Origin of the sequence: Streptomyces minutiscleroticus (genome assembly GCF_014650875.1) — a bacterium.
Classification (GTDB): domain Bacteria; phylum Actinomycetota; class Actinomycetes; order Streptomycetales; family Streptomycetaceae; genus Streptomyces; species Streptomyces minutiscleroticus.
Window position 1 is genome coordinate 124,493 of sequence record NZ_BMVU01000021.1, and the last position, 12,669, is coordinate 137,161.

General features: G+C 73.9%; 14 protein-coding genes and 1 pseudogene. 10 read left to right on the forward strand and 5 right to left on the reverse strand.

What is annotated here, in order from left to right; translation table 11 throughout:
- Window positions 1-128: 128 nt before the first annotated feature.
- Window positions 129-461 carry a putative quinol monooxygenase gene (locus IE271_RS21265; protein ID WP_190191964.1) on the reverse strand — a complete coding sequence of 111 codons (333 nt, stop codon included), beginning with the start codon at window positions 459-461 and terminating at the stop codon, window positions 129-131.
- 719 nt (window positions 462-1,180) lie between these two features.
- Here IE271_RS21265 and lexA point away from each other — a divergent pair.
- Entirely contained in the window at window positions 1,181-1,870 is a 690-nt protein-coding gene (gene lexA, locus IE271_RS21270) for a transcriptional repressor LexA (RefSeq protein WP_190191965.1), read from the forward strand.
- 128 nt (window positions 1,871-1,998) lie between these two features.
- On the opposite strand, the gene IE271_RS21275 is transcribed toward lexA, so the two are convergent.
- A complete protein-coding gene (locus tag IE271_RS21275) occupies window positions 1,999-3,237 on the reverse strand; it encodes an acyl-CoA dehydrogenase family protein (protein WP_190191966.1) in 1,239 nt (412 codons plus the stop codon).
- Between the two features lie 215 nt (window positions 3,238-3,452).
- On the opposite strand from IE271_RS21275, the gene IE271_RS21280 reads away from it, so the two are divergent.
- Entirely contained in the window at window positions 3,453-4,664 is a 1,212-nt protein-coding gene (locus IE271_RS21280; RefSeq protein ID WP_190191967.1) for a cysteine desulfurase-like protein, read from the forward strand.
- A gap of 268 nt (window positions 4,665-4,932) precedes the next feature.
- On the opposite strand, the gene IE271_RS21285 is transcribed toward IE271_RS21280, so the two are convergent.
- Window positions 4,933-5,109, reverse strand: a complete 177-nt coding sequence (locus tag IE271_RS21285; RefSeq protein ID WP_190191968.1) for a hypothetical protein — start codon at window positions 5,107-5,109, stop codon at window positions 4,933-4,935.
- Between the two features lie 753 nt (window positions 5,110-5,862).
- Between IE271_RS21285 and IE271_RS21290 the strand changes: the two are divergent.
- Window positions 5,863-6,092: pseudogene (locus IE271_RS21290) on the forward strand (methyltransferase); the annotation flags it as partial.
- Window positions 6,093-6,153: 61 nt separating this feature from the next.
- On the opposite strand, the gene IE271_RS21295 reads toward IE271_RS21290, so the two are convergent.
- Window positions 6,154-6,561 carry a RidA family protein gene (locus IE271_RS21295; protein ID WP_190191969.1) on the reverse strand — a complete coding sequence of 136 codons (408 nt, stop codon included), beginning with the start codon at window positions 6,559-6,561 and terminating at the stop codon, window positions 6,154-6,156.
- Window positions 6,562-6,704: 143 nt separating this feature from the next.
- Here IE271_RS21295 and IE271_RS21300 point away from each other — a divergent pair, with 143 nt between their 5' ends.
- The 3 genes from IE271_RS21300 (at window position 6,705) to IE271_RS21310 (ending at window position 9,038) form a co-directional block, all read left to right on the forward strand.
- Window positions 6,705-7,088 (forward strand): winged helix-turn-helix transcriptional regulator, encoded by a 384-nt coding sequence (locus tag IE271_RS21300; protein WP_190191970.1) that lies wholly within the window; start codon window positions 6,705-6,707, stop codon window positions 7,086-7,088.
- Between the two features lie 428 nt (window positions 7,089-7,516).
- Window positions 7,517-8,809 carry a YeeE/YedE family protein gene (locus tag IE271_RS21305; RefSeq protein ID WP_190191971.1) on the forward strand — a complete coding sequence of 431 codons (1,293 nt, stop codon included), beginning with the start codon at window positions 7,517-7,519 and terminating at the stop codon, window positions 8,807-8,809.
- A 31-nt stretch (window positions 8,810-8,840) separates the two neighbouring features.
- Window positions 8,841-9,038 carry a hypothetical protein gene (locus IE271_RS21310; protein ID WP_190191972.1) on the forward strand — a complete coding sequence of 66 codons (198 nt, stop codon included), beginning with the start codon at window positions 8,841-8,843 and terminating at the stop codon, window positions 9,036-9,038.
- 189 nt (window positions 9,039-9,227) lie between these two features.
- On the opposite strand, the gene IE271_RS21315 is transcribed toward IE271_RS21310, so the two are convergent.
- A complete protein-coding gene (locus tag IE271_RS21315) occupies window positions 9,228-9,743 on the reverse strand; it encodes a DinB family protein (RefSeq protein WP_190191973.1) in 516 nt (171 codons plus the stop codon).
- A 143-nt stretch (window positions 9,744-9,886) separates the two neighbouring features.
- Between IE271_RS21315 and IE271_RS21320 the strand changes: the two genes are divergently transcribed.
- The 4 genes from IE271_RS21320 to IE271_RS21335 all read left to right on the forward strand — a co-directional run bounded on the left by IE271_RS21320 (window position 9,887) and on the right by IE271_RS21335 (window position 12,601).
- Window positions 9,887-10,276 (forward strand): GntR family transcriptional regulator, encoded by a 390-nt coding sequence (locus IE271_RS21320; RefSeq protein ID WP_190191974.1) that lies wholly within the window; start codon window positions 9,887-9,889, stop codon window positions 10,274-10,276.
- A complete protein-coding gene (locus IE271_RS21325; protein WP_190191975.1) occupies window positions 10,273-11,166 on the forward strand; it encodes an ABC transporter ATP-binding protein in 894 nt (297 codons plus the stop codon). Before IE271_RS21320 ends, IE271_RS21325 begins: the two co-directional genes overlap by 4 nt.
- A complete protein-coding gene (locus tag IE271_RS21330) occupies window positions 11,163-12,194 on the forward strand; it encodes an ABC-2 membrane transporter-related protein (RefSeq protein ID WP_190191976.1) in 1,032 nt (343 codons plus the stop codon). Before IE271_RS21325 ends, IE271_RS21330 begins: the two co-directional genes overlap by 4 nt.
- Before the next feature lie 209 nt (window positions 12,195-12,403).
- Window positions 12,404-12,601 carry a hypothetical protein gene (locus IE271_RS21335; RefSeq protein ID WP_190191977.1) on the forward strand — a complete coding sequence of 66 codons (198 nt, stop codon included), beginning with the start codon at window positions 12,404-12,406 and terminating at the stop codon, window positions 12,599-12,601.
- The last annotated feature ends 68 nt before the right edge of the window (window positions 12,602-12,669 follow it).

Genomic DNA, 12,669 nt, shown 5'->3' on the forward strand with positions numbered 1-12,669 from the left:
GCGCGCACGGTGCCGCCCGTGAGCCCGGCCCGCAGGAAGCCGAGCGGGACCCGGCCGGATCCGGCGGCGCCTGCGCGGCACCGGCGCGCGCAGGCTCGGCCGTACTCCCGGGGCGTCCTCCTGGGGCGTCAGCCCTGGTCCTCGACCGCCATCTCCCCGAGCAGGGACCAGTCGTCCTGCGGGACCGTGGAGTTGACGATCCGCGGCGTCTGCACGAGGTGCGGCGGCAGCGTCTGCTGCGCCGTCCTGAAGTGCGCCGAGTTCACGTGCGCGGCGCCGGCCTCGTCGTCGCGGAAGGCCTCCACCAGGACGTACTCCTGCGGGTCCTCGACGCTGCGGGACCAGTCGAACCACAGGCAGCCGGGCTCCTCGCGCGTGGCCCGCGTGAACTCCCCGGCGATCTCCGGCCACTGGTCCGCGTACTCAGGCTTGATCTTGAACTTCGCGGTAATGAAGATCATCACTCGACTCCTTGATCGACAGTGGTGCTGTGCGGCGCGCGCTCGTCCCGCCGCGCCGGCGGCCTGCCGGACGCGTCCGGGACGTGTCCGCCGGCGCCGCGGAGCACGCCCCGGCGAAATCTACCCGAACCGGATCATGACACCGGAACCGCACCCCTCCGTCCCGCCCGGCCCCGGCCCCTCGGCGACAGCGCCTGAACAGGGACGTCAGGGAGGCCGCCCGACAGTCGGCAGCCCGCGGGTGTCCCACTTCGAGACACCCGCGCCCCGGCCCCCGCGACCGCCGGGCGGACGCGGCTCGCGGCGGCGACGGTGCCGTCGCCGCGAGGAGGCCCACGGTCAGTGATGCGGCACAGGCCCTGACGACCCGTCCGGTCCTTCGTGCGATCACGGCCGGCGGCTCCCCCGGTGCGGGTCGGCGGTAGGACGCGCGGCGGCCGGACAGCGAAAATCCGTCATGAAGGAAGAGGAACGCACCCGCCCCTCGAGACTGCAGGCGTCCCGCGGATGACGTCCAGAAGGCGGTCCCCCGTTCCGGGGACCGCGCGGAACTCCGCCGTTCCGGTCCGTTGCCGTCCGGTCCGGTCCGGCCTCACGGCGGGGCGGGCGGCCGCGGCGGCCGGACCGCGCGGATCGGTGCCCGAACGGTGTTCCCTTCGCCGTGGTGGGCGAGTTACTGTCCAACCCCCACGCAGAGTCCCGTCAGGGGGGAGCACCACATGCACGCCGCCGACACCCCGGGCAGGCCCGGGCGGCCGCCCGGCAGCCGTCCCAACCCCGACGGTCTCACCAGCCGCCAGGCCGCCATCGTGCGCTTCATCGAGGACACCGTCGCCCGCCAGGGGTACCCGCCGTCGATGCGGGAGATCGGCCAGGCGGTCGAACTGCGCAGCACCTCGTCCGTGGCGCACCAGCTGATGGCCCTGGAGAGCAAGGGCGTGCTGTACCGCGACCCGCACCGGCCGCGCGCCTACCGCGTCCGGCACCGGGCCGACGACGCCCCTGAGGCACCGGCTCCGGCCGCCGCCGCTCCGGGCGTGACGCACGTCCCCCTGGTCGGACGGATCGCGGCCGGCGCCCCGATCCTGGCCGAGGAGGCGGTCGAGGACGTCCTGCCCCTGCCCCGGCACCTCGTCGGCGAGGGCAGGCTGTTCGCGCTGAAGGTCGTGGGCGACAGCATGGTCGAGGCGGCCATCTGCGACGGCGACATCGTCACCGTCCGCCGCCAGGACGCCGCCGACCACGGCGACATCGTCGCCGCCCTCCTCGACGGCGAGGCCACCGTCAAGCGCCTGCGCCTGGAGGACGGCCGGGTGTGGCTGGCGCCCCACAATCCGGCCTACGAACCGATCCCCGGCGAGCACGCGGCCATCCTCGGCAAGGTGGTCGCCGTCCTGCGCACGTTGTGACCTGCACTATTGCGCACACGCTGTGATCCGCCCGCCCGTGACAGGGCCGGGCCCGGACGGTGTCACAGCGTTCCGCCGGTCGCGCCCGCCCGCGCGCCGCGGGTGGGCGCGGGTGGGCGCGGGTGCGGTCAGACGAACGCGCTCTGACCGGTGATCGCCTTTCCGACGATCAGTGTGTTCATCTCCCGGGTGCCCTCGAAGGAGTAGATGGCCTCCGAGTCCGCGAAGAAGCGGGCGACGTCGTAGTCCAGGACGATGCCGTTGCCGCCGAAGATCTCGCGCGCCCAGGCGACCACCTCCCGCATCCGGGCCGTGACGTAGGCCTTGGCCAGGGACGAGTGCTCGTCCTTGAACACGCCCGCGTCCTGCAGCCGGGCGAGCTGCAGCAGCATGCCCCAGCAGGCGGTGATGTTGCCGAGGCTCTTGACCAGCAGGTCCTGCACGAGCTGGAAGCCCGCGAGCGGCTTGCCGAACTGCTGCCGTTCGGTGGCGTAGCCGAGCGCCAGCTCGTAGGCGCCGATCATCACGCCCAGCGCCTGCCACGCGACGCCGCTGCGGGTGGCCCGCAGGATCTCCGCGACGTCGCGGAAGGAGGAGACGTTCTGCAGGCGGTCGGAGTCCGGGACCTGTACGTCGGTCAGGGTGATGTCGGCGTTCTCGACGATGCGCAGCGAGGTCTTGTTCTCGATCTTCCGGGCCGTGAAGCCCGGTGTGCCCTTGCCGACCACGAACCCCTTGACCTGGTCGTCCTCGACGTCCCGGGCCCAGACCACGATGTGGTCGGCGAAGGTGGCGTTGCCGATCCAGCGCTTGGCGCCGTTGAGGGTCCAGGTGTCGCCCCGGCGCTCGGCGGTGGTGCGCATGCCCGCCGCGACGTCGGACCCGTCCAGCGGCTCGGTGAGGGCGAACGCGCCGATGGTGTCCATCGCGGCCATGCCGGGAAGCCAGCGGTCCCGCTGCTCCTGGTCGCCGCCGGCCTGGATCGAGTACATCGCCAGGCCGTTGTGGACGCCGAAGAACGTGGCGACCGACGCGTCCACGCGGCTCATCTCCATCGCCATCATCCCCGTCAGCAGGTGGCTGACGGCAGGGCGGTGCTCGCCGTAGCCTTCGTAGGCCAGCCCCGCCAGGCCGCTCTTGCGGAACCGTGTGATCAGCTCGTCGGGGAAGCTGCCCTCGGCCCAGCTCTCGTTCACCAGCGGTTTGATCTCCTCACGCATGAACGCCCTCGTCCGCAGGAGGATCTCGCGCTCGTCGTCCGGCAGCGCGGACTCGAAGTCGTAGAAGTCGGCGCTCGCGCGCCCGTCCGCGGCGTCCGTCGCACGCGTGGCGCCCGTGGCACTCGTGGCATCCGTGGGAGAAGTCATGCCAGCCTTCTTCCACGCTTTCGTTGCAGGATGCACGTGGAAGGGCCGCCCCGGCCCCGCGCGGCGCCCCGGCGGGCCCCGTACGGTCCGGCCGCGCAGGCGGCCGGCGCCGGCCGGAACCGCTCCGCACAGGTACCGCCGGACGGGTGTCATCACTGGTCACGGCACATACGCTGGCACCCGTCGCATCGGATACCGCCCGACAGGAGCACCACGTGACGTACGACCTCGCCTCTCTCCGCGCGCAGATCCCCGCACTGGCAGCCGGCACCGCGCACTTCGACGGCCCGGGCGGCACCCAGACGCCCCGGCCCGTCATCGAGGCGGTCGCCGACGCGCTGACGCGCCCCCTGTCCATCCGGGGCGACGGCCTGCCCGGGGAGCGCCACGCCGAGGACATCGTCGTCGGGACCCGCCGGGCCCTGGCCGACCTGCTGGGCGCCGACCCGAGGGGGATCGTCTTCGGCCGCAGCGCCACCCAGCTCACGTACGACTTCTCGCGCACGCTGGCCGCGCAGTGGGCGCCCGGCGACGAGGTGGTCGTCACGCGGCTCGACCACGACGCCAACATACGCCCCTGGGTGCAGGCGGCCGAGCGGGCGGGCGCGACCGTGCGGTGGGCCGACTTCGACCCCGCGACCGGCGAGCTGACGGCCGACCACGTCCGCGCCGTCCTCTCCGAGCGCACGCGCCTGGTCGCGGTCACCGCCGCGTCCAACCTGATCGGCACGCGCCCCGCCGTCGCCGAGATCGCCCGGTCGGTGCACGAGGCGGGGGCCCTGTTCTACGTCGACGGTGTGCACGCCACCGCCCACGGAACGGTCGACGTCGAGCGGCTCGGCGCCGACTTCTGGGTCTGCTCGCCGTACAAGTTCCTCGGCCCCCACCTCGGTGTGCTGGCCGCCCGGCCCGAACTGCTGGAGAGCCTGCGCCCGGACAAGCTGCTGCCCTCCACGGACGCGGTCCCGGAGCGCTTCGAACTCGGCACGCTGCCCTACGAGGTCCTCGCCGGCGCCCGCGCGGCGGTCCACTTCCTGGCGGACCTGTCCCCGGAGCCGTCCGGCTCGCTGCGCGAGCGCCTGGTCGCGGCGTTCGCGGCGATCGAGGAGCACGAGGACCTGCTGCGCCACCGCGTCGAGAAGGCGCTCGCGGAGTTCGAGGAGGTCACCCTGTACTCCCGGGCCGCCGAGCGCACGCCCACCCTGCTGGTCGCCTTCGAGGGGCACAGCACGGTGGACGCCTACCGCTTCCTCGCGCAGCGGGGCGTCCACGCGCCGTCGGGCTCCTTCTACGCGCTGGAGGCGTCCAGGCGGCTCGGCCTGGGCGACACCGGCGGCCTGCGCATCGGGCTCGCCCCCTACACCGACGCCGGGGACGTCGACCGCCTCCTGGAGGGCCTGTCCGCGTTCCTGCGGCGGACGGTGTGACGGAAGGGCGGGACGCCTGCCGCGGCGGCCGCGTCCGGCGGGCCCGACGCGCGGTCCGGTCCGGCCGGCCGGTGCTGCGGGGACGCTCCACGCGGCTCGGTCCCTGCTTCGTCGAAGGGTGGGACGCACCGGCCGACGGTGTCACCGAAGTGGTCGCCGGAATACCACTATTACCGGCGGTTACATCGGGAGGGCAGAGGCGCGTGTCACCCGGCGACAAGGGTCCGCACGCGTCTTCTCCGGGTGCCGCCCGGGTCCTCGGCGCCGGTCACTCGCGCACGAGACCACCGCTCCGGCGAGCGCCCCTGCGCAGGTTGTTGTACGAGCGCAGGAGGTGCTTGGCGGCCTGGCAGGGCATCGCGTGCGCCTTGCACTGGCGGCACACGTCGAGGTGGTGCTCGTAGGTGGCGCGCGCCTGCTGCAGGGGGTCCTCGGGGGAGGGCATGGAAGATCCTCGGCTGTACGGCACTGACGTGCGGGGGGATTCGGCGGGCGCGCGGGTTCGTGGCACGGCACACCCGAGGGAGAAGATGATCATGCCACGCAGCGTGACGCAATGGACGGACCACCAGAAGTAGTGAATCACCCACACTTCACCGGCGATCCGTCCCCATATTGCCTTCGGGTCGGCCGTCTGCTACTCGCTGTCCTGCGGGTTCCGTGCCGCACCCGGTACCGTCCCGCACGCCCCCACGGCACGCGCCGAAGCCGGCGGCAGCCGTCCACGGGCGCCGGCTCCGCGCGTCGGCACGGCCGCACGGCTACGCAGCGTGTCGACGGCGGGCTGGTGCGGCGTGCCGTACGGGACGGCCGGCCGGCGGCGAGCGGAGGCGGCACTCCCCGTGCGCGACGGCTCGTACGGGCCCCGTGCCGGCGGTCGGCCGGCACCTGCCCCTCCCGGGGCGTCCGCCGGACGAGAGCCGCACGGCGGTAGCGGGCCGCCGCGCCCGCGCCGAGGACTCAACCGAGGCCCACGGGCCACGGCGGACCGGATTACCGCCGTCCCGTACGCCCCGTGGGCCCGTAGGTCCGCCCGTCGCCCTGCCCGTCCGCCGGCCGGTCCGCCCAGTCCGTCCAGGAGGAAGCCCGTGCCCGCCAGGAACCTCACCGTCAACCGCGCCGCCCTGGGGCACCGCGTCTCGTACGCCCTGCGCCGTCCCGGGCGGGTGCCGCGCCATCCGGTCCGCGCCGCCCGGGAGAGGAGTGCCTGGCCCACGTCGGGCGGGTGCTCGCGCCGGGCGGCTGGTTCGACCTCACCTTCGACCGCACCGAGGGCGAGGAGCACCAGGTGCTCCGCGAGGACTTCCACTACCGCACGGAGACCCTGGTCGCGCTGGCGGGGAAACACGGTCTCGCCGCCCGTTCCATGACGGACCGGGAGGAGCTCCGCCGCACGGGCAGTCGAAGATCCGCGTGACACACCCGGCGGCCGGCGGCGGCACATCCGGCCCGGTCCGAGTCCGCGCGCGGAGCAGGCGCCGGCCGCGGGTCAGTCGAGGACCGCGGTGGCCTCGATCTCGACGAGGTGCTCGGGCACGTCCAGCGCCGCGACGCCCAGCAGGGAGGCCGGCGGGACCGGGGCGGTCCCCAGCCTCGCGGCCGCCCGCGAGATGCCCTCCAGGACCAGGGGCATCTTGTCGGGGGTCCAGTCGACGACGTAGAAGGTCAGCTTCGCCACGTCGGCGAAGGAGCCGCCGGCCCCGGCGAGGGCGGTGGCGACGTTGAGGTAGCACTGCTCGATCTGCGCGGCGAGGTCGCCCTCGCCGACCGTCGTCCCCTCCGCGTCCCAGGCGACCTGACCGGCGACGAAGACCAGCTTCGACCCGGACGCGATCGACACCTGCCGGTACACGTCGATCTCGGGGAGTCCGTCGGGGTTCACCAGCGTGACGGCCATGCCGGTCTGCTCCTTCCTCGCGGGAGCCCGTGGGCTCGCCTCCGCCGGACCGGGCCGTTCCCGGTCTCTTGCGGTTACTCAGGAACCGTAGGAGAGTGATCGCCGACGTGGAAGAACGCACTTTTCAGTGACTGAGGAACCCGATGGTGACCCAGCAGGTAGAGGGCGGTCCGGCCGACGAGGCGGACCTGAGGCGCGCGGACTCCCTGGCGCGGGAGATCTTCTCGGACGTCGCCAACAAGTGGGCGCTCCTGATCATCGAGATGCTGGGCGAGCGCACCCTGCGCTTCAGCGAGCTGCGCGACGAGGTCGAGGGCATCAGCCACAAGATGCTCACCCAGAACCTGCGCATGCTGGAGCGCAACGGCCTGGTCGAGCGGACCGTGCACCCCACCGTGCCGCCGCGGGTCGAGTACACCCTCACCGAGCCGGGCCGGGGCCTGCGGGCGACGGTCGACGCCATGTGCGACTGGACCCACCGGTACCTCGGTCACATCGAGACCGCCCGCCACCGTTTCGACACCTGACGGCCGGCGCACCCGCCCGCGGGTCTCCGGCCGGCCGAGGCCACCGCGCTCACGGCGCCGCCGCACCGTCACACCATCGCCGCGCCGCCGCACCGCCATACCGTCGCACCGCCTGGCGGCACGGCCCCGCACACGGGCCGCTCCGTACGGGTCCCGGAGCGCCGACCGCCCGGTGGGACGCCTGCGGACCGGACCCGCCGTCTCATCGCGCCTTCCGCATGGCGAGACGGCACGACGCGCGGAACCTCTTACTCCGTATATTCGTACGCATGTCTGCTTCCGCCCCGTCGCTGTGCCTCGCGCTGTTCGCGACCTCGGCGTGGTGCGTCGACGACGGCCTCTGTCGCCGCTGAGTCCCGCACCGGCCCCGCATCCGCGCCGCCGGTCCCAGCGTCCGCCGTCCCCGTGTACCACTCCGGAGATCTTCCGTGACCACCGCTCCGCCCGTCGGGCAGGCCGCGCCGCCGCGCGCGTCCACCGCCCTGTTCACCCCCTCCCCCACCTCCTCCCCGCGGCCGGAGGCACCGCCCCTGCCCCCGGTGCGGCGGACCCCCCTCGTCGTGTCCGGGCTGCTCGCCGTGGCCCTGACCGCGTACGTGTGGGCCGCGCACGGTGCCAGGCCCGGCGTGCTGCTCCTGCTGGGGCTCGGCCTGGGCGTCGCCCTCTTCCACTCCCGGTTCGGCTTCACCTCCGCCTGGCGGCAGCTGATCGCGGTCGGCAACGGCACCGGGCTGCGGGCGCACGCGTTGCTGCTCGGCACCACGGCGACCCTGTTCGCGATCCTCATCGGGACCGGCACCGGCCTGTTCGGCTCGCAGCCGGCGCCGTCCGCCGGGTCGATCGGGGTCGGCCTGGTCGCCGGTTCGACGCTCTTCGCCATCGGCATGCAGCTCGGTGGCGCCTGCGCCTCGGGCACCCTCTTCGCCGTGGGCTCGGGCCAGTCCTCGATCCTGCTGACCCTCGGCGGGTTCATCGCGGGCGCCACGCTCGCCGCCTGGCAGTTCGACCTGTGGAAGGACCTGCCGGCCTGGGAGCCGGTCGTGCTCTCCGACCACATCGGCCGGTTCGGCTCCTGGGCCGTGACGATCGCCGCCCTGCTGCTGGTGGTACTGGTGACGCGGCGCATCCAGGCCCGCCGCAACCCGCCGCCCCTGGGGCCCGTCCCCTCGGCGCGCGGCGCGGCCGTCCGGGCCCTGCGCGGCTCCTGGCCGCTGGCCGCCGGCGCCCTGGCGCTGGCCGTGCTCGGCGCGGGCGTGCTGCTGGTCTCCGGCGGCGCCTGGGGCATCACGAGCGCCTTCAGCCTGTGGGGGTCGGAACTGGTGGGCGCCCTCGGCGGCCACCCGGAGAACTGGACCTGGTGGCAGCAGCCCGGCAACGACAAGATGCTCGCGGGCGCGGTCCTGGCCGACAAGACCAGCCTCACCGACATCGGCATCATGATCGGCGCGGCGGTCGCCGCCTCCCTCGGCGGTGTCTGGACCCTGCACAAGGGCGTTCCCTGGCGTACGGCGCTCGCGTCGGTGCTCGGCGGTGTGCTGATGGGCGTCGGTGCCCGGCTGGCCGGCGGCTGCAACATCGGCGCCTATCTGGCGGGCGTCGCCTCGGGCAGCCTCAGCGGCTGGCTGTGGGGCGCGTTCGCCCTGGTCGGCACCTGGATCGGACTCAAGCTGCGCCCGCTGTTCGGCCTCGGCAACCCCAAGCCGGGCGACGGCGTCTGCTGAACGGACCGCGCACGACGACCTACGGAGCCGGGTGCGGCACCGGGACTCGTTCCCCGGTGCCGCACCCGGCTCCTCGCTGTTCGGCGGCGTCCGCTGCCGTCCGCCGCCGCGCGCTGTCCACCTCTGCGCGCCGCCGGTCGACGGTGTACGGCAGCGGGCGGCGGTGTCCGTCGTCGTGCGCCGGCGTCCGTCGTCGTACGGCGGCACCGTCCGGGTCCTGCTCGCCTAGTGCCGTGGCCGGAAAGGTCTGCCGTGGGCTCGCGGCGTCCGGTGCGGTGCGTCGCGAGGCGGAGGACCGCCCTCGCACCGGACGTACTCGGGTGGCTCCGACAACGCGGCGTGGGGGTCCCCTGCTCGAAGAGCTGGGGGCAGTGCCGTGCCGGGCGTCGTGAGCCGGTGAACCCTTCCGGTCACGGCACTAGGTCCCGGTCCGCCCGTCGAGGAGTTCGCGCACGATGTCGAGGTGGCCGTTGTGGCGGGAGGTCTCCTCGATGAGGTGCAGCACGATCCAGCGGAGGTCCACGTGACGGCCGTCCCTGACGGGGCGGGCCGCCCTGGCGTCCAGGTCGTGCTCGGCCAGCAGGCGTCGGTAGCGGGCGCTCTGCTCCTCGTACTCGGCGAGAAGGCGCGGCAGCGGGACGTCGAGCGCCAGCCGCATCTCGGGGTCGGGGTCCTCGTCGGTCGCCCCGGTGAGCGGGCCCGCCGGCTCCTCGCCCAGGAACACCACCTGGATCCAGTGGTACTCGACCCAGCGCAGATGGCTGATCAGGCCGCACATCGTCATCAGCGGTGACCGCGGCAGCGGAGCCCTGCGCGCGTCCTGCGCGGACAGCCCCTCGCACTTGGCCCGCGCGGTGTCCCGGGCGTAGTCGAGGAACGTGGTCAGCTGCGTGCGCTCGTCCCAGGCGGGAGGCGTATCGGTTCGTCGTGTCACCCGGGGCAGCCTCCCGCGTCCGGGGGCACGGTGTCGAACGATAAACGGCGGCTCCGTCCGCCCCCGGGGCGGCGGGGTTTGACTTTCCGGGCCCCCTTCCACCACCCTTTCACTACTCAATTAGTGAAAGGGTGGTTGTTCCGGTGATCGAATACCGCATCGACCGGCACAGCGGCGTGGCCACCTACGTGCAGCTCGTCCAGCAGACCAAGCAGGCCCTGCGCCTCGGCCTGCTGCGCCCCGGCGACAAGCTGCCCGCGGCCCGCGAGGTCGTCGAGGCGACCGCCATCAACCCCAACACCGTCCTCAAGGCCTACCGCGAACTGGAGCGGGAGGGCCTGGTCGAGGCGCGGCGCGGCATGGGCACCTTCGTGCGGCGCTCGCTGGGCGCCGCTCCGGCCGACGACTCGCCCCTGCGGGCCGAACTGGACGGCTGGGCGGCGAGGGCCCACGCGGCGGGGCTGGAGCGGGACGACGTGGCCGCACTCTTCACCGCCGTACTCGACAAGCACTTCCAGGGAGACCCGTCATGACCGACACGGCCATCGAGGCCGCCGGCCTCGGCAAACGCTTCGGCAGGGGAAAGTGGGCGCTGCGCGGCTGCACCTTCCGGCTGCCCACGGGACGCGTCTGCGCCGTCGTCGGGCCCAACGGAGCCGGCAAGTCCACCGCCCTCACCCTGGCCGCCGGGCTGCTGGCCCCCACCGAGGGCCGGATCACCGTGCTGGGCACGGACCCCGCGTCCGCCCGCCCGCGCGTGGGCCACGTCGCCCAGGGCAAGCCGCTGTACCCGCGGCTCACGGTCGCCGAGACGCTGCGCGTGGGGGCCGACCTCAACCCGGGCACCTGGGACGCGGCCACCGCGGAGCGCGTCGTGGCCGCGGGCGGACTGGACCCCGAGGCGCGCGTCCGCTCCCTCTCCGGCGGCCAGCGCACCCGCGTCGCGCTCGCCCTCGCGCTGGGCAAGCGGCCCGAGCTGCTGCTGCTGGACGAGCCGATGGCCGACCTCGACCCGCTGGCCCGGCGCGAGCTCATGGGGACGCTGATGGCGCAGGCGGCGCAGTACGGCACCACCATCGTCATGTCCTCGCACGTGGTCGCCGAGCTGGAGGACTCCTGCGACCACCTGCTGCTCGTCGGCGGCGGCCGGGTCCGCCTGGCCGGTGAGATCGACGACCTGCTGGCCGCGCACACCCGGGTGACCGCGCCCGCGGACGACGCGGACCTCCTCTCCTCCCACACCGTCGTCGACTCCCGCGCCACCGGCCGCCAGCTCACCGCGCTGATCCGCCCGACGGGGCCGCTCCCCGACACCTGGCGGGCCTCGGCCCCCTCCCTGGAGGAACTCGTCCTCGGCCACCTGCGCAACCCCGAGGCTCCCGTCCCCACTCCAGCCGCCGAGACCGGAAAGGCCCCCGCATGACCACGCTGACCACCCCCTCTCCCTCGGCGACCGCCCACCGTGACTCCGGCGGCCCCCGCCTCCTGTCCTGGCTGCTGAGGCTGCACCGCCCGGCGCTGTGGGCCTGGACGGCACTCGTCCTCGTCCTCGGCGCCGGACTGCTGTGGCTGTGGGGCCCGCTCACCGACGCCGCGGCCGCGGCCTGGCGGCAGTACAACGCCTGCGACATGAGGCCGCGGTGCGCCTACGACCAGCCGGCGATCCTGCTCTACAAGGACGTCGAGCACTACATCACCCTCGCCGTCACCGCTGTGCCGTTCCTCGTCGCCGCCTGGGCGGGCGCCGCGCTGTTCGGCCGCGAGCTGGAGTCCGGTACCGCCCAGCTGGCCTGGGCCCAGTCCCTGTCCCCCACCCGCTGGCTGACCGCGAAGCTGGCCTTCCCGGCCGTCCTGGTCACCGCCGGGACGGGTCTGCTGGTGTGTCTGTACCACCTGGCCTGGTCGGCGGGCCGGGGACGGATCGACACGGCCAGGAGCTGGTACGACTCCCTGGTCCTGCACACCAACGGTCCCACCACGGTCGCCTTCGCCCTGACCGGTCTCGCCGCCGGCGCCCTGGCGGGCGTGCTGTGCCGCCGTACGTTCCCGGCACTGGCGCTCGCCCTGGGTCTCACCGCCGTCGTCCGGGCGGTCGCGCACCTGGCCATGCCGCACCTGTGGCCGTCGGTCACCCACACCGTCGACCGGAGTGAAGGCCCCGTCGTCCTCGGTCTCGAGGCCGACTCCGGCCTGGTCACCTCCACCGGCGCGCACGTGCCCGTCCCGAGGTGCGACGCGATGGACCCCGGCGGGTGCTCCGCCGCCTACGACCGGCTGGGCGCCGTCGGCTACTACACGGAGTACCACCCCTTCTCGCACTACTGGCCGCTCCAGCTCACCACCACCGCCCTCGTCCTCGTCCTCGCGGGGCTGTTCGCCCTGGGCGCGTTCTGGGTGCTGCGGCGGACCACCGGGACGGCCCGGGCGGCCGCGAAGGCCGGCGCCGTGTGAGCGTGGCCGTCCGGCGGGTGCCCCGGGCACTCGCACGGTCCGTGTCCGCTCCACCCCGTGCGGGGTCCGTATCCGCTCCGTCCGCGCTGTCCGCACCCGCTCCGTCCGTGCGGCCGCATCCGCTCCGCAGGCTGTTTGCCGCACTCCGGGGCAAGCTGGACAGTGGGAACCGCGGCAGGCAGTCGCACGACACAACGAGGTGGATCGCGATGAAGGAGCAGGACGAGAAGGCGCAGCCCGAGGGCAGCCCGTACGGGCTGTGGACGGGAGGAGAGCGGAATCGTTCCTACGACCCCGAGGACCTGGTCAGGGCCCGGGGCCAGGACCCCACCCCGGAGAACGTGGACGCGGCGAGGAAGCTCATCGAGAAGGAGGGCCCCGAGGTGATCGAGAGGTACCTGCCCTAGCGGTCGTCCCTCCGGCCCTGCACCGGCCGGGGAGGCCGTCGCCCCATGGGGCGACGGCCTCCCCGGCG

What these genes read in the sequence shown, in the direction of transcription:
- IE271_RS21300 (WP_190191970.1), top strand. Translation starts at nt 6,705, where the DNA reads ATGGTGACCCAGCAGGTAGAGGGCGGTCCGGCCGACGAGGCGGACCTG.
- IE271_RS21335 (WP_190191977.1), top strand. Translation starts at nt 12,404, where the DNA reads ATGAAGGAGCAGGACGAGAAGGCGCAGCCCGAGGGCAGCCCGTACGGG.
- IE271_RS21265 (WP_190191964.1), bottom strand. Translation starts at nt 461, where the DNA reads ATGATCTTCATTACCGCGAAGTTCAAGATCAAGCCTGAGTACGCGGAC.
- IE271_RS21325 (WP_190191975.1), top strand. Translation starts at nt 10,273, where the DNA reads ATGACCGACACGGCCATCGAGGCCGCCGGCCTCGGCAAACGCTTCGGC.
- IE271_RS21295 (WP_190191969.1), bottom strand. Translation starts at nt 6,561, where the DNA reads ATGGCCGTCACGCTGGTGAACCCCGACGGACTCCCCGAGATCGACGTG.
- lexA (WP_190191965.1), top strand. Translation starts at nt 1,181, where the DNA reads ATGCACGCCGCCGACACCCCGGGCAGGCCCGGGCGGCCGCCCGGCAGC.
- IE271_RS21275 (WP_190191966.1), bottom strand. Translation starts at nt 3,237, where the DNA reads ATGACTTCTCCCACGGATGCCACGAGTGCCACGGGCGCCACGCGTGCG.
- IE271_RS21285 (WP_190191968.1), bottom strand. Translation starts at nt 5,109, where the DNA reads ATGCCCTCCCCCGAGGACCCCCTGCAGCAGGCGCGCGCCACCTACGAG.
- IE271_RS21330 (WP_190191976.1), top strand. Translation starts at nt 11,163, where the DNA reads ATGACCACGCTGACCACCCCCTCTCCCTCGGCGACCGCCCACCGTGAC.